We start from the raw sequence: 21,964 nt of genomic DNA, 5'->3' as shown, positions 1-21,964 counted from the left end.
CAGATGCCACAGCCTGAGATCGAGATCCGCTCTCTGCACAAGTCGTTCGGGGACAACCACGTCCTGCGCGGCATCGACCTGGATGTCGCCCGGGGGGACGTGGTGTGCGTCATCGGCCCCTCCGGGTCGGGCAAGTCGACGCTGCTGCGGTGCGTGAATCTGCTGGAGGAGCCCAGCTCGGGCCAGGTCTTCGTCGGCGGCACCGAAGTCACCGACATCGAGGTCGACATCGATGCGGTACGCCGCCGGATCGGCATGGTCTTCCAGCAGTTCAACCTCTTCCCGCACGTGACGGTGACCGAGAACCTGACGCTGCCCCAGCGGCGCGTGCTGGGCCGCGGCAAGGCCGAGGCCGCCAAGGTCGCCCGGGAGAACCTGGAGCGCGTCGGGCTGTCCGACAAGGCCGACGCCTACCCGGCGCAGCTGTCCGGCGGGCAGCAGCAGCGGGTGGCCATCGCCCGGGCGCTGTCCATGGGGCCCGAGGTGATGCTCTTCGACGAGCCCACCTCCGCGCTGGACCCGGAGCTCGTCGGCGACGTACTCGCGGTCATGCGGGTGCTCGCCTCGGAGGGCATGACGATGATGGTCGTCACCCATGAGATGAGCTTCGCCCGGGAGGTCGCCGACCGCGTCGTGTTCATGGACGGCGGGGTGATCGTCGAGGAGGGTCCGGCGGCGCAGGTCGTGGGCAATCCGCGACAGGAGCGGACCCGGAACTTCCTCAACCGCATCCTGGACCCGTCCGCCGCCGAGGCGCCGGGCTCCGAGCCCGGCGCGGGCGGGCCCGCGAAGGACTGACCGTACGGCCCCTGGCTCGCCGGGTTCAGCGGGCCGTCGGGTAACAGTGCGCGGGGGCCTCGGGGATGTCCAGGTCCGGGCGCCAGGCGCGCAGTGCGGACGCCGACGGCGCGAAGAGGTCCTGGGGTACGCCGCCGTCCGTCCCGAACCACTCCCATCGCGCGATCTTGTGCGGTTCGGTGACGCGCGGCGTGCCCGTGGCGCTCTCCAGCACCGCCGCGGCCGTGACGCGGGTGACGCCGCGGGCGCCGTCCACCAGTACGGCGACGATGCGCACCCCGGCGGCGTCGGCGCGCAGGGAGGTCTCCTCCGCCAGCTCGCGCACGGCGGCCTCCTCGAAGCTCTCGCCCGGGTCGACCTTGCCACCGGGCAGCTCCCAGCGGCCGTCGTGCCCGAGCCCGAGCAGGATGCGGTCGCCGGGGCCGACGACGATGACGCCGACGCCGGTCAGACCGTTCGGTGCGGGGAAGGCCCGCTCGGGGCGCTCGGCCGTGGCCGTCATGGTTGGTTTCCTCCTGGTCTCGAACCGGTGCGTGCCGCCAACAGAGTGGACCATGAATTCGGCTGATCACGGAGAATGGGGGCATGGGTGAGATCAGACCTCCGGCCGTGTCCATGGCGCTCGACGACCAGCTGTGCTTCGCACTGCACTCCGCCTCGCGGGCGGTTACGGCGGTGTACCGGCCGGTGCTGGCCGAGCTGGGGCTGACCTATCCGCAGTACTTGGTGATGCTGGCGGTCTGGGAGCGCGGCGACGTTCCGATGAAGGAACTGGGCGCCGTACTCGGGCTGGACTACGGCACGCTCTCACCGCTGCTGAAGCGGCTGGAGACGGCCGGGCTGGTGCGGCGGGAGCGGCAGGCGGACGACGAGCGGCTGATCACCGTATCGGCGACGGAGAAGGGCCAGGCTCTGCGGGCCAGGGCCGAGAAGGTTCCGGGCGCGATGGGGCAGAGCTACGGCATGTCCGCCGAAGAGGCGGAGCGGCTGCGCGGGCAGTTGCGGGATCTCATCGAGCGACTGAGCTGACGAAGCGACACGTCGCGGAGTGGGATCAATCACGAACGATTACATCGTGCGCGATTAAGTTGTGCGCTACCTTTCTTCTCGCAGGCATTGGCATCACACAGCCCGGAAGAAGGAGTTTTCCTCCATGGATTTCGTCAGGTACGAGGCGTACACGCCCGTCGAGCGCCCCACCTACCAGGCCGAGCTCGACGAGGTGGTCCGCAATGTCGCGCGGGCCACTCGTGAATCCGTCGAGCGGCAGGGGGTGGGCCGTGCGGTCCGTACCGCCCACGGCAAGACGTACGGCCTGGTGAAGGCCACTGTCACGGTGGGTGAACCGCCTGAGCCGTACGCCCAGGGAATCTTCGCCGCCCCGGCCGTCTACGACGCCGTGGTGCGCTACTCGAACGGGCTCGGCCATCTGCGCGCGGACTCCCTGCTCGGCGCCGCCTGCGGCATGGGCATCAAGATGTTCGGCGTGCCGGGGACGTCACTCCTGACGGACGAGGCCGAGGCGACCACCTTTGACCTCAACCTCATCAACAACCGGGTGTTCTTCGCCAACACGGCGTACGACTACATGGTGATCGAGCGGCTCTTCGCCGAGCTCCCCGACGCTCTGGTGAACCCGGCCAGGAGGAAGTCGTGGATGGGTGAATTCCTCACCCGCCAGGGCACGTTGGAGACGGCGGACGAGTGGCTGTGGGACGAGCTCTTCGCGATGCTGTCGTTCGCCAAGGTCCCGCGGCAGAACCTCTTCTCGTACACGTACAACAGCATGGGCGCCTTCCGGTACGGCGATCACATCGCCAAGGTGCGGACGGTGCCGACCCAGGACTCGCTGGCGGGCATCGAACACGACGGCGTGGATGTGCTGTCCGACGGCGAGGCGTTCCGCAACACACTGGTCGCGGAGGCGGGTGAGCGCGACCACTCCTTCGAACTGCAGGTGCAGCTCAACACCGACCTGACGCGGATGCCGGTCGACAACACGTCTGTCGAGTGGCCGGAACAGCTCTCGCCGTGGGTCACCGTGGCCCGGATCGCCATCCCCCGCCAGGACATCTCGGGCGCGGACAACCTCGCGGCGGACGGTACGTCGATCACCCCGTGGCGCTCGCGCGAGGACCACCGGCCGATCGGCGAAATCCAGCGGGTGCGCGAAGAGGTGTACCGCCGCTCCTCCATAGAGCGGCACCGCCTCAACGGACAGCCCCGCCAGGAGCCGGCGAGCAGCGCGCAACTGCTGGGCTGAACCAGGCCGCGACCGCGCCCCTGGTCTTGCGGGCCGCGATCCACGCGTACACGAGCACGCCCGCGAACAGGTCGGCTCCACCGCGCCGTTCTCCGACGCCGTACGGGGAACGGTGCACCACATCAGGCGGATTTATCCTGTACGGCGCCATCGCCAACTGGAAAAGACCCTTCCGCTTCCACTTCTGGCGGGGAATCCTCCGCCGCCACCAGCGGCACCTGCGGCCCCTGGCTCTCGCGCAGCCACCGCCGCAGCACCCGGTGCACCTGCTCCGCGCCGGCCAGCTCCTCCCCGTCGGGGACGGGCGCGGAGAGAACGTACGGGGAGAGGAGGAACGGGCGGGCCTGTTCGCCGCCGAGGCCACCGTGCGAGCCGATCTGCTCCTCGAAGGCGTGCACACGGCCGGTCTCGGGATCGTGCCAGGAGTTGACCATGATGTCGGCGACGTGCGGGAAGCCGGAGGTCCTGCGCACGGCGTCGGCGGCGCCCTTCCCGAACGCCGCGAGCAGCCCCGTATCACCCGTACCGTTGCCGTCCAGCCGCAGTTCGGCGCCGTCCGCCCCCAGCACCAGTGCGCCGTGCTCCTCGCTCCGCACGAGCAGGAAGCCGATGCCGGGGTGATTGGCGAGCGTCGCCAGCAGCGCCGGATGGTGGCGGTCGATCTGCTCGCGCGTCGCCCGCCCCGCCGCGTCGGGGAAGGAGATCAGCCCCAGATTGCCCGACGCCAGCACGACCGGGTCGGTGACGGGCTCCGGGTGCTCGGGCTCCTCCTCGTCGTCGGGCACCGGCCGGTGCAGCGCGGTACGTACGGCGTCGCGCGCCTCCGAGGCACTGGTGGTACCCTCCGCGCGGCGCGGGACGGGCAGCCCGCACCCCGCCCTGACGAGGTTGGAGAGGGTGAGCCCGTACGCGGCCTTGAAGGTCTCCCCCGGGCTTTGCCCGTGGTCGGACAGGAGCACGATCCGGTACGCGCGCGGGGCGTGCTCGGCGACCTTGGCGATCAGCTCCAGCGACCGGTCGAGCCGCTCCAGGACCTTCAGCGCGTCCGTGCTGTGCGGACCCGAGTGGTGCGCCACTTCGTCGTACGCGACCAGGTCGGCATAGATGGCGGTGCGTCCGGCGAGCATGTCGCCGAGCACCGACGCGACCACCACGTCCCGCTGCACGACGGTCGCGAAGGCCCGGATGAAGGGGTAGAGCCCGCCCCGCTTCACCCGGGGGCTGTCGCCGCGCAGCCGTGCGCGCGTGGACTGGCCGATCTCCCGGGCGACTTCCGCGACGAAGGAGACGGCGGTACGTACGGCGTTGGCCGGGTCGGAGAAGTACGCGAAGTAACCGGCCCGGGACCGGGTGGACCGGCCGCGCCGGGCGGTGATCGACAGGACGAGGGCGAGCTGGTCGGCGCCGCCGCTGAAGAGATTGCCGCGGCTCGCGCCGTCGAAGGCGAGCAGTCCGCCGTCTCCCGTACGGGCGATCGCGCGGCGCTGCATGAGGGCCGCGCTCGCCGGGCGGCTGGAGACGACGACCTCGCGGGTCTCCTTCTCGTACCAGCGGAAAGCCGGGACGTCGTGGTTGGAGCCGTGGAGTATGCCGAGCTGGCTGGCGCCGGTCTGGCTGGACCAGTCGGTACGCCACGGGGTCAGCCGGTGCGTGGGGTCGTCGCCGTCGAGCCACGCCGCGACGGTCGGCATCAGTCCGTCGGCGACCGCCTGGAGCAGCGCTTCGTGGCCGACGCCGTCGAGTTGCAGGAACAGCGTGCCGGGCAGTCCGTTGCGTCCGTCGTCGCCGCCCCGTCTGTGACGGCGGTGGGCGAGTCGGTAGAGCCTGCGCCGGTACGCGGTGTCATCGCGTACCGCGAGGGCTCCGGAGGTCGCCGAGGCGACGGCGGACATGACGGCGGCGACGACCACCGCGGTCTCGGGCTCGGCCTCGCCGCGCCCGTCGGGGATGAGGCTGAGCGCGATGAGCAGAAGCGAGCCGTTGAGGAAGAAGACGAGCAGGCCGAGTACGAGTACGGGTACGAGCAGCAGCGCCCGTACGGCCAGGGGCCACACCAAGGCGCCCAGCAGCCCGAACGCGCCCGCGCCCCAGACAGCGGTGAGCGCGACGCGGGTGATGCTGTCGCCGTCGTCGGCCTTGAGCTGGAAGTCCGGCAGGATGCCGGCGAGCGCCAGCATCGTGAGCGTCGACACCATCCATACCGTGACCACGCGCAGCAGGGCGCTGCCCGCGCTGCGCCATCGCCGTCGGACCACGCCGTCCCCACCTCACGTCCCGGGCCGAACCTGGGGCCCGCTTCCTTCCAGCGTGGCACAGCGGGGCAAAGTGCCCGAGCCGCGGCAGCGACAGAAAAAGACTGAGCGGTCAGAAACAGTCAGACAAGCTCAGCAGCCGTCATAGCCGGCCGTCGGCATCGACAGTCTCCGGTGCACGCTGGCCTTCATGGCCGCGGTGTACGTGGGCTCGTCGAGGCCCGCCGTCTCCAGGCGTACGCCCCGGCGCTCGCATTCCGCGGAGAATTCCGGCACGGACGTCAGGGCCCGCTCCAGCACGCGCTCGTTGGGCGCGACGAAGACATCCACCGTGCCCGCCTCGACGTCCGCCCACAGTGCGCGGTGGTCCGGGGCCATCGCGTAGAAGATCAGCTGCCGTGTGACGACGTAACCCTTGTCGGCGGCCCAGCGCGCGCACATCGCCTGCTGGCTGCGGGTGTCCACCAGGAACGGATCGCTGTCGAGCTCTTCGAGCGGAGTCAGGCTGGCGATGGCCGCCACTCGTACGTCGTCTCGTACGTCGTCCATGACTCGCCCCCCTGCGATAGCTGTCGCCGCCGACCTTACTCCGATCGCGTCACGGGGAGGAGGCGCAATGAGGCGCGCTCCGGCCTACGCTCGTACAGGGGGCGCCCCCGGCGACGACGAGGAGGCCGTTCGTGACGGTGGAGATCACCTGGTGGGGTCACGCCACCTGCACCGTCGCGGACTCCGGGACCCGGGTGCTGACCGACCCCCTCTTCACGCGGCGCCTCGCCCATCTGCGCCGCAGGCGCGGTGCGCTGCCGCCGCCCGAGGCCGCCGAGGCCGACGCCGTGCTCGTCTCGCACCTGCACAACGACCACCTGCATCTGCCGTCGCTGGGCCGCCTCGCGCCCGGCACCGCACTGATCGTGCCGCGCGGCGCCCCGCGGGCCGTGCCCGGCCTGCGCAGGCTCTCCGGGCAGGGGCTGCGCGTCACCGAGGTGGAGCCGGGCGACGAGGTACGGGTGAAGGATCTGTTCGTACGGGCGGTTCCGGCGCTGCACGACGGGCGGCGGCTGCCGTTCGGGCCGCATCACGCCCCCGCGCTCGGATACGTCGTCACGGGTGAGGCCCGTACGTACTTCGCCGGGGACACCGGGCTCTTCGACGACATGGCCGACGCCGTCGGGCCCGTCGACGTGGCTCTGCTGCCGGTCGGCGGCTGGGGGCCCTTCCTGGGGCACGGGCATCTGGACGCGCGCCGGGCGGCGCAGGCGCTCGCGCGGATCGCGCCGCGCGCGGCCGTGCCGGTGCACTACGGGACGTACTGGCCGATCGGGATGGACGGGGTCAGGCCGCACGAGTTCCACTCGCCGGGCGACGAGTTCGTACGGCAGGCGGCGCGGATCGCACCGGACGTGGCCGTGCACCGGCTCGGGCACGGCGAGAGTGTCCGGCCGGAGGCCTGCCGGTGAGCCATGCCCCGCTGATACAGACGTCGCTGATACAGACGGCGCAGGACGTGGTGGACCAAGTGCCTGCGGAGTCGGCTCAGCAGGCGGTCGGCTATCCGGCGCTGTTCCTGCTGGTGGTGCTGGGATCCCTGGTGCCGGTGGTGCCGACGGGGGCGCTGGTGAGTACGGCGGCTGTGGTGGCCTTCCACCACAGCGACCCGCTCGCGTTGCTGGTCGTCTTCGCGCTGGCGTCGTCCGCCGCGTTCCTCGGCGACACAGGTCTGTACTGGATCGGCCTGCGCGGAGTCCGCTCGAGGAACGGCTCGCGCCGGCTGGAGGCGCTGCGCGGTCGGGCGACGCCCGAGCGTCTTGAGCAGGCGCGGCGCGGACTCCACGAGCACGGGTCGCGGGTTCTGGTGCTCTCCCGGCTCGTGCCGGCCGGCCGGATCCCGGTGATGGTCGCGTGCCTGCTGTCGAAGATGCCGATGCACCGCTTCGCGCGGGGCGACGTACCGGCGTGCCTGGCCTGGGCGGCGGCGTACCAGCTGATCGGCATCCTCGGCGGCTCCCTCTTCCCCGAGCCGTGGCAGGGCGTGGTGGCGGCGGTGGCGCTGACGCTGCTGATCAGCGGGGCGCCGACGGTGTGGCGGAGGCTGCGGGGCGCGTAGCTACACGCTCAGTACGCGCGAGCCGCCGATCGGCAGATCCCACAGCCGCTCGCGCAGTCGCCCCGCCTTCTGCCAGGCCGTTCGTACCCGGGTCAGCGGCTCCAGGACCGGCTCGGCCGAGAGCACGAACGTCCCCCAGTGCATCGGGGCCATCCGCGCCGCGCCGAGATCCTCGCACGCCTGCACGGCCTCCTCCGGATCCGCGTGTACGTCGCTGAGCCACCAGCGGGGCTCGTACGCGCCGATGGGGAGCAGCGCCAGGTCGATACCCGGATAGCGGGCGCCGATCTCCTTGAACCAGTGGCCGTAGCCGGTGTCGCCGGCGAAGTACAGCCGCTGCCCATAGCCCTGTTGGTCGCTGATCACCCAACCGCCCCACAGCGAGCGGCAGGTGTCGGTCAGGGAGCGCTTGCTCCAGTGGTGGGGGGAACGAAGTCGAAGCGGACACAGCCCAGTTCGGCGCCTTCCCACCAGTCGAGCTCGGTGACCCGGGTGAAGCCCCGGCGCCGGCACCAGCGGGCCAGTCCGGCCGGGACGAAGAGCGGCGTGTCGTGCGGGAGGCGCTTGAGAGTGGGGGCGTCAAGGTGGTCGTAGTGGTTGTGGCTGATGACGACGGCGTCGATCTGCGGCAGGTCCTCCCAGCGGACTCCGACGGGCGTGACGCGGGCGGGCGTACCGAGGATCTTCTGTGACCAGACGGGGTCGGTGAGGATGGTGAGCCCGCCTGTGCGTACGACCCAACTGGCGTGGCCCGCCCAGGTGACAGCGAGGGTGGAGACGTCCGCGGCGGGCAGTGGGGCGGGTTCGTAGGGCACGAGTGCGATGTCACGCAGGCCCTCGGGTCCCGGGCGCAGGGCTCCCTCGCGGGCGAGCCTGGCGAAGGCTTTGACGCCGGGCAGCGGGGTGGTGAGGCGGTCGGCGAACGACCGGGGCCAGGTGCGGATTTCGCCGAGGGGGCGGGGCGGAGCGAGCGTTCCGGGGGCGGCGAGGGAGCGTTCCGTCCGCAACTCGGCCTGCCGGCCGGTCTGCGACTCGGTCTGCCGGCCGGTCTGCTCCTCGGTCTGCTGCTGCGTCTCCGTCATCGAGGGGGCTCCGTTCGGTGGCGTATGCCGATGCGATCAGGCGTCGGGTCAGCGAAGTTCGTCGAAGGCCGTTTCGAACGTGCTCAACGCTCGGGCCACGTGCAGCAATTCCAGGGGCTGTGCTGACGTGAGGGACTCCAGACGCTGCTCCGGGGTTGCTCCGAGCAGGGAAGCAGTCGCGATCCGCACGCGCAGCGCGGCCATTTCATCGCCGAAGCGGTGGCCGCCGGGGACGGGTGCGCCGAGCCGTGCGCTCAAGTACCCCTCCAGCTCCAGGGAGTCGGTGACCTCGCGGGCGGCGAGGCCGGCGCGCAGCGGTCCGAGGTCGGCGTACAGGTGCCGGCCGGCCTGCGGCGGGCGGGCCAGCGCGCCGGCGGCGAGGACCGTGCGGTGCGCGGCGGCGGCGACGCGCGCGTGCAGCGCGGCGGCGGTCCGGAGCCTGACGGCGACGGGCTCCGGCTCGCCGAGGGCGTACGTCGCGGCCTCGGCCACGGGCCCCGGCACGACGGCGCCGATGGCGGTCAGCAGGTCGAGGGTCCTGTCGTGCAGTGCGGCGCCCTGTGTGGTGAGGGGGCAGCGGGCGACGGCGACGGGCCAGCTCGCCGGTGTGTACGCCCCGGCCAGGTCGACCAGGACGGTCACCTGGCCGGGGAACATCTCGGCGGGGCTGACGAACACCGTCTCCTGCGGCCGGTGCAGGGTGTCGCCCCAGGTCTCGTCGCTGATGATGTGCAGGCCCTCGGAGACCGCCGCCTCGCAGACCTCGTGCACGAGTTCGGGCGGGGGGACGGTGGCGGTCGGATCGTCGGGGACGCAGAGCAGGAGGAGGCGCGGGTCGCCGCCCTCGTCGCGGACCCGCCGTACGGTCTCGAGCAGCGCGAACGGATCGGGTACGCCGCCGCACTCGGCCGGGGTGGGCACGTGGTAGGCGGCGCGGCCCAGCATCGTGGCCTGCGGCACCCACCAGGCGGGGCAGGGCCGGGGCAGCATGACGTCGCCGCCGACGGCCGCCATCAGGGCGAACAGCAGCGGCTGGGCGCCGGAGGCGGCGGCGACGCACCGCGCCTCGACGTGCAGCCCGCGCCGCCACCAGTACGCGGCGGCGGCCCCGCGCAGGGCGTGCCCGCCGCCGGGGGGCTCGGCGTGGGTGCGGCCGGCCGCGGCGGCCAGGACGGCGGACAGCTCGGGCAGTACGGGCAGGCCGGGGGCGGGGGCGGGCGGCCCGTACCGGACCTGGCCGCGGCCTTCCTCGCCCGTCCGCTGCATGCGGTCACCTCCACGCCGATCGGCTCGCCGCCCTGTATACGGTTATACGGGTGGTTCAGTAACGCCGCTCCCGGGACGCCCTCCACCCGGGGCTCCACCCCGTCCCCCGGTCCTCAAACGCCGGACGGGCTTGATTTTGCCTCGCGCGAGCGGGCGGCACCGTGAAGCGCACCGCTCACCGCACGGTGACCCCGTGTCGGACGACCGCGTCGAACAGGTAGCCCTGGGTGTTGTGCACAGAGGCCAGTGGCTGCGTGTTGCCGGCCGTGTCCGTCGCACGGGCCAGGAGTTCCGCCGGGCCCGCATGGCGCGGGCGCCAGTCGGCCGACCAGCGCACCCAGCTGTCCCGGTGCGGGGTGTCGCGGAGCTTCGCGGGGCGCCAGTGCGCCCCGCCGTCCGTGCTGACCTCCACCCTCCGCACGGCCCCGGCCGCCGACCAGGAGCGGCCGGTCAGGTGGTGGATCCGGCTCGCCTCGAAGACCGCCCCCTCCGCCAACTCGAACGTACTTTTGATCGTCTGCCGGGTGAGCGGGACGCTGCCCTCCGGCGGATACGCCTCGCCGAACAGCCGGTAGAACTGCGTGGTCCACGGCGAGGACAGCGGCGTATCGCTCACCTCGAGGTCGCCCAGCCACTTGATCGACGCGATCCCGACCCAGGAAGGAGCGACCACCCGTACCGGGAAGCCGTGGTCGTACGGGAGAGGTTCGCCGTTCATCTCGTATGCCAGGATCACGTCGTTCATGGCCTTGGCGACCGGGAGCGGTTTGCGTGGCCTGCCGAGGTTGACGCCGCCGGCGACGAAGTCGTCGTCCAGGCCGCGCGGCATCACGTCGACCGCGCGGTCGGTGATGCCGGCGAGCCGTAATACGTCCGCCAACCGCACCCCGCGCCAGCGGGCGACGCCGATCGCGCCGAGGGTCCAGGGGGTCCCGATGACGGGCCGGCCCTGCTGGGTGGCGAAGTAGTTGCGGCCGTTGCCCGCGCATTCGAGGAAGGCGGTGCGGGTGACCGGGGGCAGGGAGCGCAGTTGCCCGTACGTGAAATGGACCGGGCGGCCGCCGCCGAGCCCGCTCCCCCACACGGTCAGCTTCCAGTCCGACTCCCCGAGCCGCGGTGTGGAGGTGTGGTTGCGTACGAAGAAACGGTCGGCGGGGGTGAGCCGGCCGGTCCCGGCGAAAGCGCTGACTTTCGTCTCGGCGTTGGTGCCACGGATCGTGAAGAGTTCCGGCGGCAGCGGTTTCACGATGCCGGGCGACACGGAGGCCGCGGCGGGCCCGGCGGCGGCCCACTGCGCCGCGACCGGGGCCGCGGCGAGCACTTTCAGCAGGTCGCGGCGGCCCACTTGGCCGAGTCTGGAGCGGTCGGGCCCAGGGGTCGTCGCAGTGCTCATCGCGGAACTCCTCACGCGTCCGTCGCCAGAAGACGAGAAGACAGGGACGGGTGATCCTAGAGGCGTCCCGCGAGCCGGGCCAGAGTGCTTTCCAGGCCACGCCCCTTGCCCTCGACGACCGCTTCCGCGACCTCCGCCAGCTTGCGGTTCGACCGCTGCGAGATCTGCCGCAGCACCGCGAACGCCTCATCGCTGCCGCAGCGCAGCACATGCATCACGATGCCGCTGGCCTGGTCGATGGCGGCGCGCGAGCGCAGCGCCGTCTCCAGCTGGTCGACCTCGGTGAGGGCCTCGCGGTAGCGCCGGTCGCGGACCAGGCCGGCGGTCACCTCCTCGCCCAGGACGCCCACCGGGCCGTACGCCGCGCGCTCCAGCGAGCCGGGGCGGAAACTGTAGAGACTGACGGTGACTTCGATGCCGGTGCGGCAGAAGGGGATGGTCACGCTGGCCCGTACGCCGGAATCAAGCGCCAGGGCCCGGTACTGGGGCCACCGTTCCTCGTTCAGCAGGTCTTCCGCGTCCACGGGTTCGCCACGGTCGAGCGCGGTCGGGATCGGTCCGTCGCCCACGGCGAGCTGGACCGAGGCCAATGCGTCCAGGTCGGGATGGGTCGCGGTGGTGCGGCGCTCCGTGCCACCGTCGGTGATCGTCGCCACGGCGCCGCAGCTGGCGGGGGCGCAGCGTGCGGACTGTTCCGCCAGCTCGGACAGCCTGCGCACAGCTGAATCGGGTTCCGGTCCTTGCACTTCCTGCTCGGAGAGCATGGTGGCGTCCTCCCTTCCTTGTGCGGCTTCCCACCTCCCGGTCCGCAAAACCGCTGGACCGGTTAGCTTTCTCGTATGACGCAGACGGACGACTTCGGCGCAGAACTGGCGGATTTCGTCAGACGGGTCGGCGAATTGAGAACAGCCCGCGCCCTGCCGCCGGACGAGCACCTCGCCGTCCTGGATGCGGCGCTCTTCGAACTCCGGCACGTGGCCGACACTTTGTGGCCCCGGTACGAGCAACTGAAGGCAGCGGCCCCGAACGCCTCCTCCCCCGACCGGCAGGAGCGACAGGAGCGGCAGCTGCTCAAGGCCCTGTTCCAGCGGCTGCCAATGCCGGTGGCGCTGGTGGACAGGGACACCGTCGTACAGCGGATGAACTTCGCCGCGACGGGTCTCACCGGCGTACGCGCCGGATATGCGACGGGGCGCCCGCTGGCGGCCCTGCTGAGCCCCGGGGACCGAGCCGCGTTCCGTTCGCAGGCCGCGGCCGTGGCGCGCGGCGAGGGCGACCGGAGCCTGACCGTCCACCTCCAGCAGCGACCGGAGGAACGGCTGCTGGCCACCCTGACCCCGCTGCGCCCGCCGGACGAACCGCATCCGGCGGTGCTCGTCGTCTTCCAGTCCGGGGCCTCCACCGGCGCGTATCCGCCTCCGGGGGCCGTCGCGGCGGGCCGGCGGGCGGTGCCGGATCTGTCCGAGACGACCCGGCACACGGAGCTTCTCGACCTCGTCGACGCGATGACGACGGAGCTGCTGTCCGTCGCGCCCGGGGACCAGGAGGCGGCTCTGGGGGCCGCGGCGCGGATCCTGCACGGGCGGTTCGCCGACTGGGTGGTCGCCGACGCCGTCGCCGGGAAGCCGCTCAAGCGCACGCTGGTGCTCGGGTCCGACGCCTCCCCGGGAGACGAGGCGCTCGCGCAGGTACTGGCCGGGCAGGACCCGGCCGACTGCCCCCTGGTGATGGAGGCCGCGCGCGGCGGCTCCGCGTCCCTCCAGGTGCGGCCGGAGGACACGGACGGCTTCGGCCGCGACCCGGCGGGCGATCCGGTGCTCGTACGGGCGGACGTCACCTCACTGCTGTGCGTGCCGCTGACGGCGCCGGGCGTCGACGCCGCCGGGACCACCGGGCCCGTACAGGGGGTGCTCACCCTTTTCCGTACGGGGGCCCGGCGGGCGTTCTCCATGGCGGAGGGCCAGGTCATGGACCTGATGTCACGCCACGCGGCGCTCGCTATGCGGCGTCCCGCAGGGCCTCGTCGCGCAGGCGGGTACAGCAGCGGCTGATCAGCCGGGAAACGTGCATCTGGGAGAGTCCGAGGTCCTCGGCGATGCTGCTCTGCGTCATGTCGCGGAAGAAGCGCATGTAGAGGATCTTCTTCTCGCGGTCGGGAAGCCGGTTGAGGGCCGGCTTGACGGCCTCGCGGTCCACCACGACGTCGAGCGCGCCGTCGGGTCCGCCGAGGGCGTCGCTGAGTGAGTAGCCGTCGCCCGAACCCGGTAGCTGGGCGTCCAGGGACAGCGCGGTGAAGGAGTCGAACGCCTCCAGCCCGCTGAGGGCTTCCTCCTCGGTCATGCCGGCCTTCTCGGCGATCTCCGCGACGGTGGGGGCACGGCCCGACACGGTCGCGGACAGCTCCTGACTGGCGGCGCGGACGCGGTTGCGGAGGTCCTGGACGCGGCGCGGCACGTGGAGTGTCCACATGTGGTCGCGGAAGTGCCGCTTGATCTCACCGGTGATGGTCGGCACGGCGTAGCTCTCGAAGGCCGAGCCGTGGTCCGGGTCGTACCGGTCGACGGCCTTGACCAGGCCGAGCGCGGCCACCTGGCGCAGGTCTTCGATGGCCTCGCCGCGGTTGCGGAACCGGCCCGCGAGCCGGTCGGCCATCGGCAGCCACGCGTTCACGATCTCCTGGCGTACGGCGTCCCGTTCCTCACCCTCGGGCATGGCGCACAGGCGGCGGAAGGACTCGGTGGTGTCGGGGGCGTCGTTGTGCGGGTGCGTCCTGCGAACGGTGGTGGTACGCATGTTCGTTGCAACTCCCTGAACGGTGCAGACGGCGGACGGATGTCACCGTGGGGAGGGCTTGCCGGGGCACCGGGACATGACACGCCCGGAGCGCAAACCACCGCTCCCACGGACGTGCCTCCGGTCCGAAGCACATGGGACTCGTGCCCCGCCTCCCGCACGCCAAACGGGTCAGGTTCACGGGTGGCCGGTTTCCATCACCGCGTGCCTGGTACTCGGCACAGTGCTGCCTTTAACCGGCGTCACCGCACACACCGCACACACCGCACGCACCTCTGGAGGCCTTCATATGAGCACCGACGTTGCCGACCGGATCCTGTCGCGCCTGCGCGAGTGGGGAGTCGAGTGCGTGTTCGGCTATCCGGGTGACGGCATCAACGGCTTGCTGGCGGCGTGGGGGCGCGCCGACGACCAGCCGCGTTTCATCCAGTCCCGGCACGAGGAGATGTCCGCGTTCCAAGCGGTCGGATACGCGAAGTTCGGGAACCGGCTCGGGGTGTGCGCCGCGACGTCCGGGCCCGGTGCGATCCACCTCCTCAATGGCCTGTACGACGCCAAACTCGACCATGTGCCGGTGCTGGCCATCGTCGGCCAGACCGCGCGCAGCGCGATGGGCGGCTCGTACCAGCAGGAGGTCGATCTGCACGCACTGTTCAAGGACGTCGCCTCCGACTTCGTGGAGACGGTGACCGTGCCGGAGCAGCTGCCGAACGTACTGGACCGGGCGATCCGTACGGCGTACGCCCGGCGCTGTCCCACAGCGGTCATCGTGCCGGCGGATGTGCAGGAGCTGGAGTACACACCGCCGCCGCACGCCTTCAAGATGGTCCCTTCGAGCCTGGACCGCAGCAGCTGGACGGCGATGCCCTCGCCGGACGCGCTGCGGCGGGCGGCGGACGTGCTCAACGCCGGCGACAAGGTGGCGATCCTGGCCGGTCAGGGCGCCGCGGGGGCGCGCGCCGAGGTCGCGGAGGTGGCGGAACTGCTGGGCGCGGGCGTCGCGAAGGCGCTGCTCGGCAAGGACGTGCTGTCCGACGAGCTGCCGTACGTCACGGGCTCGATCGGGCTACTGGGCACTCGTCCGTCGTACGAGATGATGCGGGACTGCGACACGCTGCTGACGATCGGCTCCAGCTTCCCGTACTCGCAGTTCCTGCCGGAGTTCGGCAAGGCGCGGGCCGTGCAGATCGACATCGATCCGCACATGATCGGGATGCGCTACCCGTACGAGGTGAACCTGGTCGGCGACGCACGGGCGACGCTGCGCGAACTCATCCCGCTGCTCCGGCGCCAGGAGTCGCGGGACTGGTTCGACGAGATCTGCGCGAGCGTCGAGCGGTGGACGGAGGTCATGGAGCGGCGGGCCTCGCTGTCCGCCGATCCGGTCAATCCGGAGAAGGTGGCGGCGGAGCTGTCCCGGCTGCTGCCGGACCACGCGATGGTGACGGCCGACTCGGGCTCGGCCACCAACTGGTTCGCGCGCCACGTGCGGCTGCGCGGCGACATGCGGGCGTCGCTGTCGGGGACGCTGGCGACGATGGGGTGCGGTGTGCCGTACGCGATCGGGGCGAAGTTCGCGCATCCGAACCGTCCCGCGATCGCGCTCGTCGGCGACGGGGCGATGCAGATGAACGGCATGGCGGAGCTGATCTCGGTCGCGAAGTACCGGCACCTGTGGGAGGACCCGCGGCTGATCGTGGCCGTCTGGAACAACCGGGACCTGAACCAGGTGACCTGGGAACTGCGGGCGATGGGCGGCGCGCCGTCCTTCCTGCCGTCGCAGTCGATCCCCGATGTGCCGTACGCGGCGTTCGCCGAGTCCATCGGCCTCGCCGGGATCCGGGTGGAGAAGCCGGAGCAGGTGGAGAGCGCGTGGCGGACCGCACTGGAGGCGGACCGGCCGGTCGTACTGGACTTCGTCACCGACCCGTCGGTGCCGCCGATCCCGCCGCACGCGACGTGGGACCAGATCGAGGCGACGGCCTCGGCGCTGCTGAAGGGCGACGCGGAGGGGGCTGCGGTGATGAAGCAGGGCCTGAAGTCGAAGCTCCAGGAGTTCCTGCCGGGCAGCCCCCGTCCCGGCGCGGACGACTGAGGACTCAGTCTGTCCGACTCAGCCTGTCCGGCGGTGGCGATGATGGCGATTGCCCTTCGCCTCCGTCGGCAATTCCGTCGGCAATATGAACTCTTCGTAGCGGCCGAGCGCGATGATCACGCCCAGCATGAGAACGGGAATGAGTACCGGGATCAGGACGGTTAAGCCCACCATTGGCTCTGTCCTTCCTTGGGACGGCCTGCGTGCCGGGTGACCAGCACAGCGGTGGGCAAACCCCGGAAGCCGTCGGAAGCCGCCGGGAGCCGTAACGAACACTCCGGGCGCGGCCCGCACCGCCGCCGTTCGAAGCGGTGCGGGAACGCGCCCGGAGATCCATCCCTTTTTCCCAAGTGGCCGCTCAGCCGCGCACCGAGTCCCCCGTCCCCCGCGCCTCAAACACCCCACGCAGACGGATGTTTGCCACCCGCGCGACGGGTACCCGCGCCGGTAGCCAGCAGTGCGAGTGAAGAGATGAGGCGGACAGCCATGGCCCAGTTCGTGAGGGAAGTGATGACGGCAGGCGTCGCAGCCGTACGGCCCGACGCCTCGCTCGTGGAAGCGGCGCAGCTGATGCGCGCGCAGGACATCGGTGATGTGCTCGTAGCGCAGGACAACCATCTGATAGGTGTGCTCACCGACCGGGACATCGCGCTGCGCGCGGTCGCGGACGGCGTCGATCCCCTCACCGTCAGCGCCCAGTCCGTATGCACACCGGCGCCGGTGTGCATCGGCCCGGACGACGAGGTGTCGACGGCGGTCACCCTGATGCGGCAGCACGCGGTCAGGCGGCTCCCTGTCGTCGAGGACGGCCGGCCGCTCGGTGTGGTGAGTATTGGCGACCTCGCGGAGTTCCAGGACCCGCAGTCGGCGCTCGCCGACATCAGCCGGGCCGCACCCAGCGCGGGGCCGGGGACCGGCGCCTGAGGCACCGACAGCACACGCGGCACACAGTTCCAGGAAGGGAGCACGATGCGGATCGCGTTTCTCGTGGCGCCCAAGGGCGTCGAGCAGGTCGAACTCACCGAGCCCTGGCAGGCGGTGACCGACACGGGTGACACACCCCGGCTGGTCTGCACGAAACCGGGCAAGGTCCAGGCCTTCAACCACCTCGACAAGGCGGACACCTTCCCCGTCGACCAGGTGGTCGGCGACGCGTCGGTCGAGGAGTACGGCGGCCTGGTACTCCCCGGAGGCGTCGCCAACCCGGACTTCCTGCGCATGGACGAGAAGGCCGTGGCGTTCGTACGCGCCTTCTTCGACGCGGGCAAGCCGGTCGCGTCCATCTGCCACGGCCCCTGGACGCTCGTCGAGGCGGATGTCGTGCGCGGCAGGACGCTGACCTCATGGCCCAGTCTGCGTACAGACATCCGCAACGCGGGCGGCACCTGGGTCGACGAGCAGGTGAAGGTCTGCGAAGCGGCTCCCGCCACGCTGATCACCAGCCGCAAGCCCGACGACCTCAAGGCGTTCTGCACGACCTTCACGGAGGAGTTCGCGCGCACGTCCAAGCCCTAGCCAAGCCCTGGCTGTCAGACACGGCGTCCCAGCAGAGCGAGCAGCTTGGTCTGTACGTCGGCTCCAGGGGGCGGTTCCACCGGAGCGGCGAACAGACCGCTCTTCTCCAGGTCGGCGGAGTAAGGTCCCACTTCGCGCACCGTGAAGTTCACGAGGTCCTCGGGCAGCCGCTCGTCAGCGCCGATCGCCCGCGCCAGGTCCCAGGCGTGCACCACGAGGTCGGAGACCATCTGCGCGCAGTACGCCGCGCAGGCGGTCTTCCCGTACGACAGCTCCACCGTCCGCTCCAGCGCCCCCGGCGCGGCGAGAGCTTCGCGCGCGTCGTCGGCCGCGCGGTCCCAGGCGGCCATCGGGTCGTCGCCCAGCACGTCGCCTTCGATGTCGACCTCGTCGATCGTGCGCTGCTCGGTCACCAGCGGGGGTACCCACAGCTGTTCCAAGGTCAGATGGTTGACGAGATCGCGCACCGACCAGTCGGTGCAGGGGGTCTGCGCCTGCCACTGGTTCTCGCGTACGGCGTGCACGTGGCCGCCGAAGAGGGCGAGCGCTTCGCTGTGGCGCTTGAGGAGCGGGTTCAGGTTCGAGTCCATGGTGTTCATGGTTCACCTTCGGGTACCCGCCGTGCACGTCCTACCAGACATCCCGGAGGGAGCAATGGACCTCTCATTCCTCACCCCACTGTACGAACGTGCCGGCCCGTGGGCCTCGGTCTACGCCGATACCTCCACCGTCGACGAGTCCACTCCCGAACGGCGCGAGCTCCACGCCCGCCAGGCCTGCCGCGACCTGCTGGAACAGGGAGCCGACGAGGCGACGGGGTACGCCGTCTACGACGCCCTGGCCTCGTACACCCACAGTGCGGCGCCCGCGGGCCGCGCCGTCTTCGCGCACGGCGGCGAAGTGGTACTGGACCCGCCCCTGGCGATACGCCCGCCGGTCCCCGTGACCAGCTGGTCCGTGCTGCCGCGGGTCGGCCCGCTGCTCGGTCTCGCGGGCGAGGAACCGGTCTGCCTGGTCGCGTACGTCGACCGCAAAGGCGCCGACTTCGAGCTGCGCACCACCCTGGGCAGCCGTCCCGCCGGACAGATCCACGGTGAGGAGTGGCCGCTGCACCGCACCGCGAGTGACGACTGGTCCGAACGCCATTTCCAGCTGAAGGTCGAGAACACCTGGGAGCAGAACGCCCGCGACACCGCCGAGGCGCTGAGTGCCTGTCAGGAGGAGACACGCGCGGGACTGGTGGTCCTGGCGGGCGACGAGCGCGAGCGGCGCGCCGTGCACGACGCGCTTCCGCAGCGGCTCCAGCCCCTGACCATCGAAACGGGCCACGGCGGCCGGTCGGCCGGGGCGGACACCAGGCTGCTGGACGAGGACGTGGAACGGGCCAGGCAGGAGCACGCGCGCAGGCATGCCGCCGCCGAGCTGGAGCGCTTCCGCGCCGCGCGCGACCCGTCGGTGGACGGCGGCATCGTCGTCGCGGCCGAAGGGGTGCCCGCGCTCGTGGACGCGGCGCGTGAGCACCGGATCTCCGAGCTGCTGGTGGACCCCGACGGGCCCGACGCCGCCCGCGAGGTGTGGGTGGGCGACGAGCCCGACCAGCTGGCCGTACGCCGTACAGACGCGCGCTACCTGAGTGAGCGCGAGCCGCACACCGCTCGCGCCGACGATGCGCTGCTGCGCTCGGCCGCCATGACCGGCGCCGAGGCGGTCATGGTCCCGCCGGCGGGCGACGACGCCCCGGACATCGCCGGCCCCGCGGGCGGGCTGGGGGCGCTGCTGCGGTGGTCGCGGCCGGACGGGACATAGCCGGTCCTCAAACACCGGACGGGCCGGATTCGACCGCTGGATTCGGCCGCCGGATTCGGGAGGCGTTCCGGCGGGTACTCGCGTGCCATGCCTTCCGCACACGCAGCACACAAGCATGTCCCGCCCCGGGCGCCGGGGCGGATCGCCGCCTGGCTGAGCGCCCGTGACCGGGCGCTCTTCCACGGCGTGGCGACCCACCACTGGCCGGGCGCGGACCGCGTCCTGCCGCGCCTGAGCCACGGGGCGAACCACGGTGTGCTGTGGTTCGCCACGGCTGCCGGGATCGCGGCCCTCGGCGGCAGCACCCGCGCCCGCCGGGCCGCCGTGCGCGGTGTCGCCTCGCTCGCGCTGGCGTCGGTCACCGTGAACACCATCGGGAAGCGTTCGGTACGCCGGATAAGGCCCGTCCTGGACGCGGTGCCGCTGATGCGGCAGCTCAAGCGCCAGCCGATCACCACCTCCTTCCCCTCCGGGCACTCCGCCTCCGCCGCGGCCTTCGCGACGGGTGTCGCGCTGGAGTCCAGGGGGTGGGGTGCGGTCGTGGCCCCGGTCGCGGCGTCGGTGGCCTTCTCCCGCATCTATACGGGCGCGCACTATCCGAGCGATGTGCTGGTCGGGGCGGCGCTGGGTGTGGGAGCGGCGTTCGCGGTGCGCGGTGTCGTACCGACGCGGGCGCAGATCCCCACCCCCGGGAGGCCGTACACCGAAGCCCCCGCGCTGCCCGGCGGCAGGGACCTGATCGTCGTGGTCAACAAACAGTCGGGTTCGGCTGTGGCCACGGCGGCGCTCGTACGGGACGCGCTGCCGCTCGCCCACGTCGTCGAGTGCGAGCCCGGTGAGCTGTCGGCCGAACTGGAAAAGGCGGCGCAGCAGGGGCGGGCGCTCGGCATCTGCGGCGGGGACGGCACGGTCAACCAGGCCGCGGTCGCCGCGGTCCGTCACGGGGTGCCGCTCGCCGTGTTCCCCGGCGGCACGCTGAATCATTTCGCGTACGACCTGGGAATCGAGGAAGTCCACGACACCTGCCGGGCCCTGGCGTCCGGCGACGCGGTCAAGGTGGACCTGGGCCGCTTCACGCCCGGACCGGGGCCGTGCGGCAAGCCGGGTCATTTCCTCAACACCTTCAGCCTGGGCGTCTATCCCGAGCTGGTACGGATCCGGGAACGCTGGGCCCCGCGCATCGGCGGCTGGCCCGCCGGCGTACTGGCGGCGGCCGAGGTGCTGCGCGGCGAGCGGCCGCTGGTAGCCAACATCGGGGAGCACAAGGGGCGTCGGCGCGCGCTGTGGATGCTGTTCGCGGGCAACGGCCTGTACCAGCGCTTCGGCGCGACCCCCGCCCGGCGCCTCGACCTGGCCGACGGGCTGCTCGACGTACGCGTGGTGCACGGCGGGCGGCTGCCGGGCCTGCGGCTGCTGGCGGCGGCGCTGGCGGGGCCGCTGAGCCGCTCGCCCGTGCACGCTGCCCAGCGGCTGCGCAAGGTGTGGATCTCGGATCTCGCGCCGGGCACGCTGCTCGCGTACGACGGTGAAGTTGCCCCGGCGCCGCGGGAGTTGGTCATCGACAAGGTCGGCGAGGCGCTCACGGTATACCGTCCGCTTCCTCTGTAGAGACCTCTGAGACCTCCGCGACCTCTGTGGGGACCTCGGAAGGGGCCTCGGTGACGTCGAGAAAGACGTGGTCGGCTCGCGGCCAGGTCATTTTCACGGAGCGTTTGATGCGTACGCAGACAAGCTCCACCTCCTCGCTGTCCAGGCCGGGCATCAAGTCGACGCGGGCGGCCACCAGGAGGGAGTCGAGTCCGAGCTGCATCGTCAGCAGCTCGGCGACGTTGTCGATCTCCGGCTGAGCCTCGATGAGCGCACGGATGCGCGCGCGCAGTTCGGGGTCGGCGGCCTCACCGATGAGCTGGGTCCTGGCGTCGCGGCCGAGCCGGTAGGCGACGTACACGAGCAGCAGGCCGATGGAGAAGGACGCGACCGCTTCGTAAACGACGTCCCCGGTCACCATGTGGAGCACCATGCCGGCCGCGGCGAGCAGCACGCCGACGACGGCGGTGCCGTCCTCCGCGACGACCGTGCGCAGGGCCGGGTCGCGGCCCAGTCCGGTGCCCGGCTGGCGCCGCGCCTGGTAGAGGGCGCGGGCCAGGGAGGCCCCCTCGGCGAGGAGGGCGACACCGAGGACGGCGAGCCCGGCGACGTAACCGGTGTGCGACTCCTCGCCGGTGGCGCCGCGGGCTGCTTCGAAGCCCTGGAAGAAGGAGAAGCAGCCGCCCATGATGAAGATGCCCACGGCGGCGAGCAGGGCCCAGAAGTAGCGTTCCTTGCCGTACCCGAAGGGGTGCTTGCGGTCCGCCGGGCGGCGGCTGCGGTGCAGGGACGCGAGCAGGAAGACCTCGTTGAGGCTGTCCGCTACGGAGTGCGCGGCCTCGGAGAGCAGGGCGGGCGATCCCGATGCCAGTCCGCCGACTGTTTTGGCGGCGGCGATGACGAGATTGGCGGCGAGTGCCACCAGGACGGTAATCCGGGTCTTGCGGTCGGGCTTTCCGGTCACATCAACTCTCAGGGTATTCAGCGTATTCGGTGTATGAGTACGA

At 71.6% G+C, this 21,964-nt stretch carries 21 protein-coding genes and 1 pseudogene; 11 read left to right on the top strand and 11 right to left on the bottom strand.

Annotation, left to right across the window (positions count from 1 at the left end; translation table 11 throughout):
- Positions 1 to 3 precede the first annotated feature (3 nt).
- Positions 4 to 798 (top strand): amino acid ABC transporter ATP-binding protein, encoded by a 795-nt coding sequence (locus tag J7E89_RS14450; RefSeq protein WP_214973518.1) that lies wholly within the window; start codon positions 4 to 6, stop codon positions 796 to 798.
- 25 nt (positions 799 to 823) lie between these two features.
- On the opposite strand, the gene J7E89_RS14445 is transcribed toward J7E89_RS14450, so the two are convergent.
- Positions 824 to 1,300 (bottom strand): NUDIX hydrolase, encoded by a 477-nt coding sequence (locus tag J7E89_RS14445; protein ID WP_214973517.1) that lies wholly within the window; start codon positions 1,298 to 1,300, stop codon positions 824 to 826.
- An 83-nt stretch (positions 1,301 to 1,383) separates the two neighbouring features.
- Between J7E89_RS14445 and J7E89_RS14440 the strand changes: the two genes are divergently transcribed.
- Positions 1,384 to 1,827 carry a MarR family winged helix-turn-helix transcriptional regulator gene (locus J7E89_RS14440; RefSeq protein WP_214973515.1) on the top strand — a complete coding sequence of 148 codons (444 nt, stop codon included), beginning with the start codon at positions 1,384 to 1,386 and terminating at the stop codon, positions 1,825 to 1,827.
- A 124-nt stretch (positions 1,828 to 1,951) separates the two neighbouring features.
- A complete protein-coding gene (locus J7E89_RS14435) occupies positions 1,952 to 3,061 on the top strand; it encodes a catalase family protein (RefSeq protein WP_214973512.1) in 1,110 nt (369 codons plus the stop codon).
- 122 nt (positions 3,062 to 3,183) lie between these two features.
- Here J7E89_RS14435 and J7E89_RS14430 read toward each other — a convergent pair whose 3' ends face one another.
- Together J7E89_RS14430 and J7E89_RS14425 are read right to left on the bottom strand one after the other, a co-directional pair.
- On the bottom strand, positions 3,184 to 5,256 hold the full coding sequence (locus tag J7E89_RS14430) for an alkaline phosphatase family protein (RefSeq protein WP_251060546.1): 2,073 nt from the start codon (positions 5,254 to 5,256) through the stop codon (positions 3,184 to 3,186).
- A gap of 189 nt (positions 5,257 to 5,445) precedes the next feature.
- The gene (locus tag J7E89_RS14425; protein ID WP_214973509.1) at positions 5,446 to 5,862 is read right to left on the bottom strand and encodes a hypothetical protein; all 417 of its coding nucleotides are present in this window, start codon (positions 5,860 to 5,862) and stop codon (positions 5,446 to 5,448) included.
- Between the two features lie 131 nt (positions 5,863 to 5,993).
- Here J7E89_RS14425 and J7E89_RS14420 point away from each other — a divergent pair, with 131 nt between their 5' ends.
- Together J7E89_RS14420 and J7E89_RS14415 are read left to right on the top strand one after the other, a co-directional pair.
- Positions 5,994 to 6,773: an MBL fold metallo-hydrolase gene (locus tag J7E89_RS14420; protein ID WP_214973508.1), complete on the top strand. Its 780-nt coding sequence runs from the start codon at positions 5,994 to 5,996 to the stop codon at positions 6,771 to 6,773.
- Between the two features lie 26 nt (positions 6,774 to 6,799).
- On the top strand, positions 6,800 to 7,420 hold the full coding sequence (locus J7E89_RS14415) for a DedA family protein (RefSeq protein ID WP_214973660.1): 621 nt from the start codon (positions 6,800 to 6,802) through the stop codon (positions 7,418 to 7,420).
- Here the strand turns inward: J7E89_RS14415 and J7E89_RS14410 are convergent.
- The 4 genes and pseudogenes from J7E89_RS14410 to J7E89_RS14395 all read right to left on the bottom strand — a co-directional run bounded on the left by J7E89_RS14410 (position 7,421) and on the right by J7E89_RS14395 (position 11,925).
- Positions 7,421 to 8,235, bottom strand: a pseudogene (locus J7E89_RS14410) (MBL fold metallo-hydrolase).
- 315 nt (positions 8,236 to 8,550) lie between these two features.
- Positions 8,551 to 9,768 (bottom strand): aminotransferase class I/II-fold pyridoxal phosphate-dependent enzyme, encoded by a 1,218-nt coding sequence (locus J7E89_RS14405; RefSeq protein WP_214973506.1) that lies wholly within the window; start codon positions 9,766 to 9,768, stop codon positions 8,551 to 8,553.
- Positions 9,769 to 9,943: 175 nt separating this feature from the next.
- Complete coding sequence (locus J7E89_RS14400; RefSeq protein WP_214973505.1) at positions 9,944 to 11,161, bottom strand: sulfite oxidase; 1,218 nt, start codon at positions 11,159 to 11,161, stop codon at positions 9,944 to 9,946.
- A gap of 56 nt (positions 11,162 to 11,217) precedes the next feature.
- Positions 11,218 to 11,925, bottom strand: coding sequence for an ANTAR domain-containing response regulator (locus J7E89_RS14395; protein WP_214973504.1), 708 nt, complete (start codon positions 11,923 to 11,925; stop codon positions 11,218 to 11,220).
- 75 nt (positions 11,926 to 12,000) lie between these two features.
- On the opposite strand from J7E89_RS14395, the gene J7E89_RS14390 reads away from it, so the two are divergent.
- Positions 12,001 to 13,212 (top strand): PAS domain-containing protein, encoded by a 1,212-nt coding sequence (locus J7E89_RS14390; protein WP_214973503.1) that lies wholly within the window; start codon positions 12,001 to 12,003, stop codon positions 13,210 to 13,212.
- Here J7E89_RS14390 and J7E89_RS14385 read toward each other — a convergent pair.
- On the bottom strand, positions 13,160 to 13,954 hold the full coding sequence (locus J7E89_RS14385) for an RNA polymerase sigma factor SigF (protein ID WP_214973496.1): 795 nt from the start codon (positions 13,952 to 13,954) through the stop codon (positions 13,160 to 13,162). The two genes, J7E89_RS14390 and J7E89_RS14385, sit on opposite strands and share 53 nt — an antisense overlap.
- 289 nt (positions 13,955 to 14,243) lie before the next feature.
- Between J7E89_RS14385 and J7E89_RS14380 the strand changes: the two genes are divergently transcribed.
- On the top strand, positions 14,244 to 16,049 hold the full coding sequence (locus tag J7E89_RS14380; protein WP_214973494.1) for a thiamine pyrophosphate-requiring protein: 1,806 nt from the start codon (positions 14,244 to 14,246) through the stop codon (positions 16,047 to 16,049).
- 18 nt (positions 16,050 to 16,067) lie between these two features.
- Here J7E89_RS14380 and J7E89_RS14375 read toward each other — a convergent pair whose 3' ends face one another.
- The gene (locus J7E89_RS14375) at positions 16,068 to 16,223 is read right to left on the bottom strand and encodes a hypothetical protein (protein ID WP_214973493.1); all 156 of its coding nucleotides are present in this window, start codon (positions 16,221 to 16,223) and stop codon (positions 16,068 to 16,070) included.
- Between the two features lie 312 nt (positions 16,224 to 16,535).
- On the opposite strand from J7E89_RS14375, the gene J7E89_RS14370 reads away from it, so the two are divergent.
- Complete coding sequence (locus J7E89_RS14370) at positions 16,536 to 16,973, top strand: CBS domain-containing protein (RefSeq protein ID WP_214973492.1); 438 nt, start codon at positions 16,536 to 16,538, stop codon at positions 16,971 to 16,973.
- A gap of 45 nt (positions 16,974 to 17,018) precedes the next feature.
- Positions 17,019 to 17,564, top strand: coding sequence for a type 1 glutamine amidotransferase domain-containing protein (locus J7E89_RS14365; protein ID WP_214973491.1), 546 nt, complete (start codon positions 17,019 to 17,021; stop codon positions 17,562 to 17,564).
- Between the two features lie 14 nt (positions 17,565 to 17,578).
- On the opposite strand, the gene J7E89_RS14360 is transcribed toward J7E89_RS14365, so the two are convergent.
- The gene (locus tag J7E89_RS14360; protein ID WP_251060539.1) at positions 17,579 to 18,163 is read right to left on the bottom strand and encodes a TIGR03086 family metal-binding protein; all 585 of its coding nucleotides are present in this window, start codon (positions 18,161 to 18,163) and stop codon (positions 17,579 to 17,581) included.
- Between the two features lie 55 nt (positions 18,164 to 18,218).
- Between J7E89_RS14360 and J7E89_RS14355 the strand changes: the two genes are divergently transcribed.
- Together J7E89_RS14355 and J7E89_RS14350 are read left to right on the top strand one after the other, a co-directional pair.
- Positions 18,219 to 19,370 carry a Vms1/Ankzf1 family peptidyl-tRNA hydrolase gene (locus J7E89_RS14355; RefSeq protein WP_214973490.1) on the top strand — a complete coding sequence of 384 codons (1,152 nt, stop codon included), beginning with the start codon at positions 18,219 to 18,221 and terminating at the stop codon, positions 19,368 to 19,370.
- 87 nt (positions 19,371 to 19,457) lie between these two features.
- The gene (locus tag J7E89_RS14350) at positions 19,458 to 20,978 is read left to right on the top strand and encodes a bifunctional phosphatase PAP2/diacylglycerol kinase family protein (protein WP_214973489.1); all 1,521 of its coding nucleotides are present in this window, start codon (positions 19,458 to 19,460) and stop codon (positions 20,976 to 20,978) included.
- Here the strand turns inward: J7E89_RS14350 and J7E89_RS14345 are convergent.
- On the bottom strand, positions 20,950 to 21,921 hold the full coding sequence (locus tag J7E89_RS14345; RefSeq protein WP_308315471.1) for a cation diffusion facilitator family transporter: 972 nt from the start codon (positions 21,919 to 21,921) through the stop codon (positions 20,950 to 20,952). The two genes, J7E89_RS14350 and J7E89_RS14345, sit on opposite strands and share 29 nt — an antisense overlap.
- Positions 21,922 to 21,964: the final 43 nt, after the last annotated feature.

The sequence above is a fragment of the Streptomyces sp. ISL-100 genome (assembly GCF_018614615.1).
Classification (GTDB): domain Bacteria; phylum Actinomycetota; class Actinomycetes; order Streptomycetales; family Streptomycetaceae; genus Streptomyces.
Note: the sequence above shows the minus strand (reverse complement) of the source record. Positions and strands in the feature narration are given on the sequence as shown.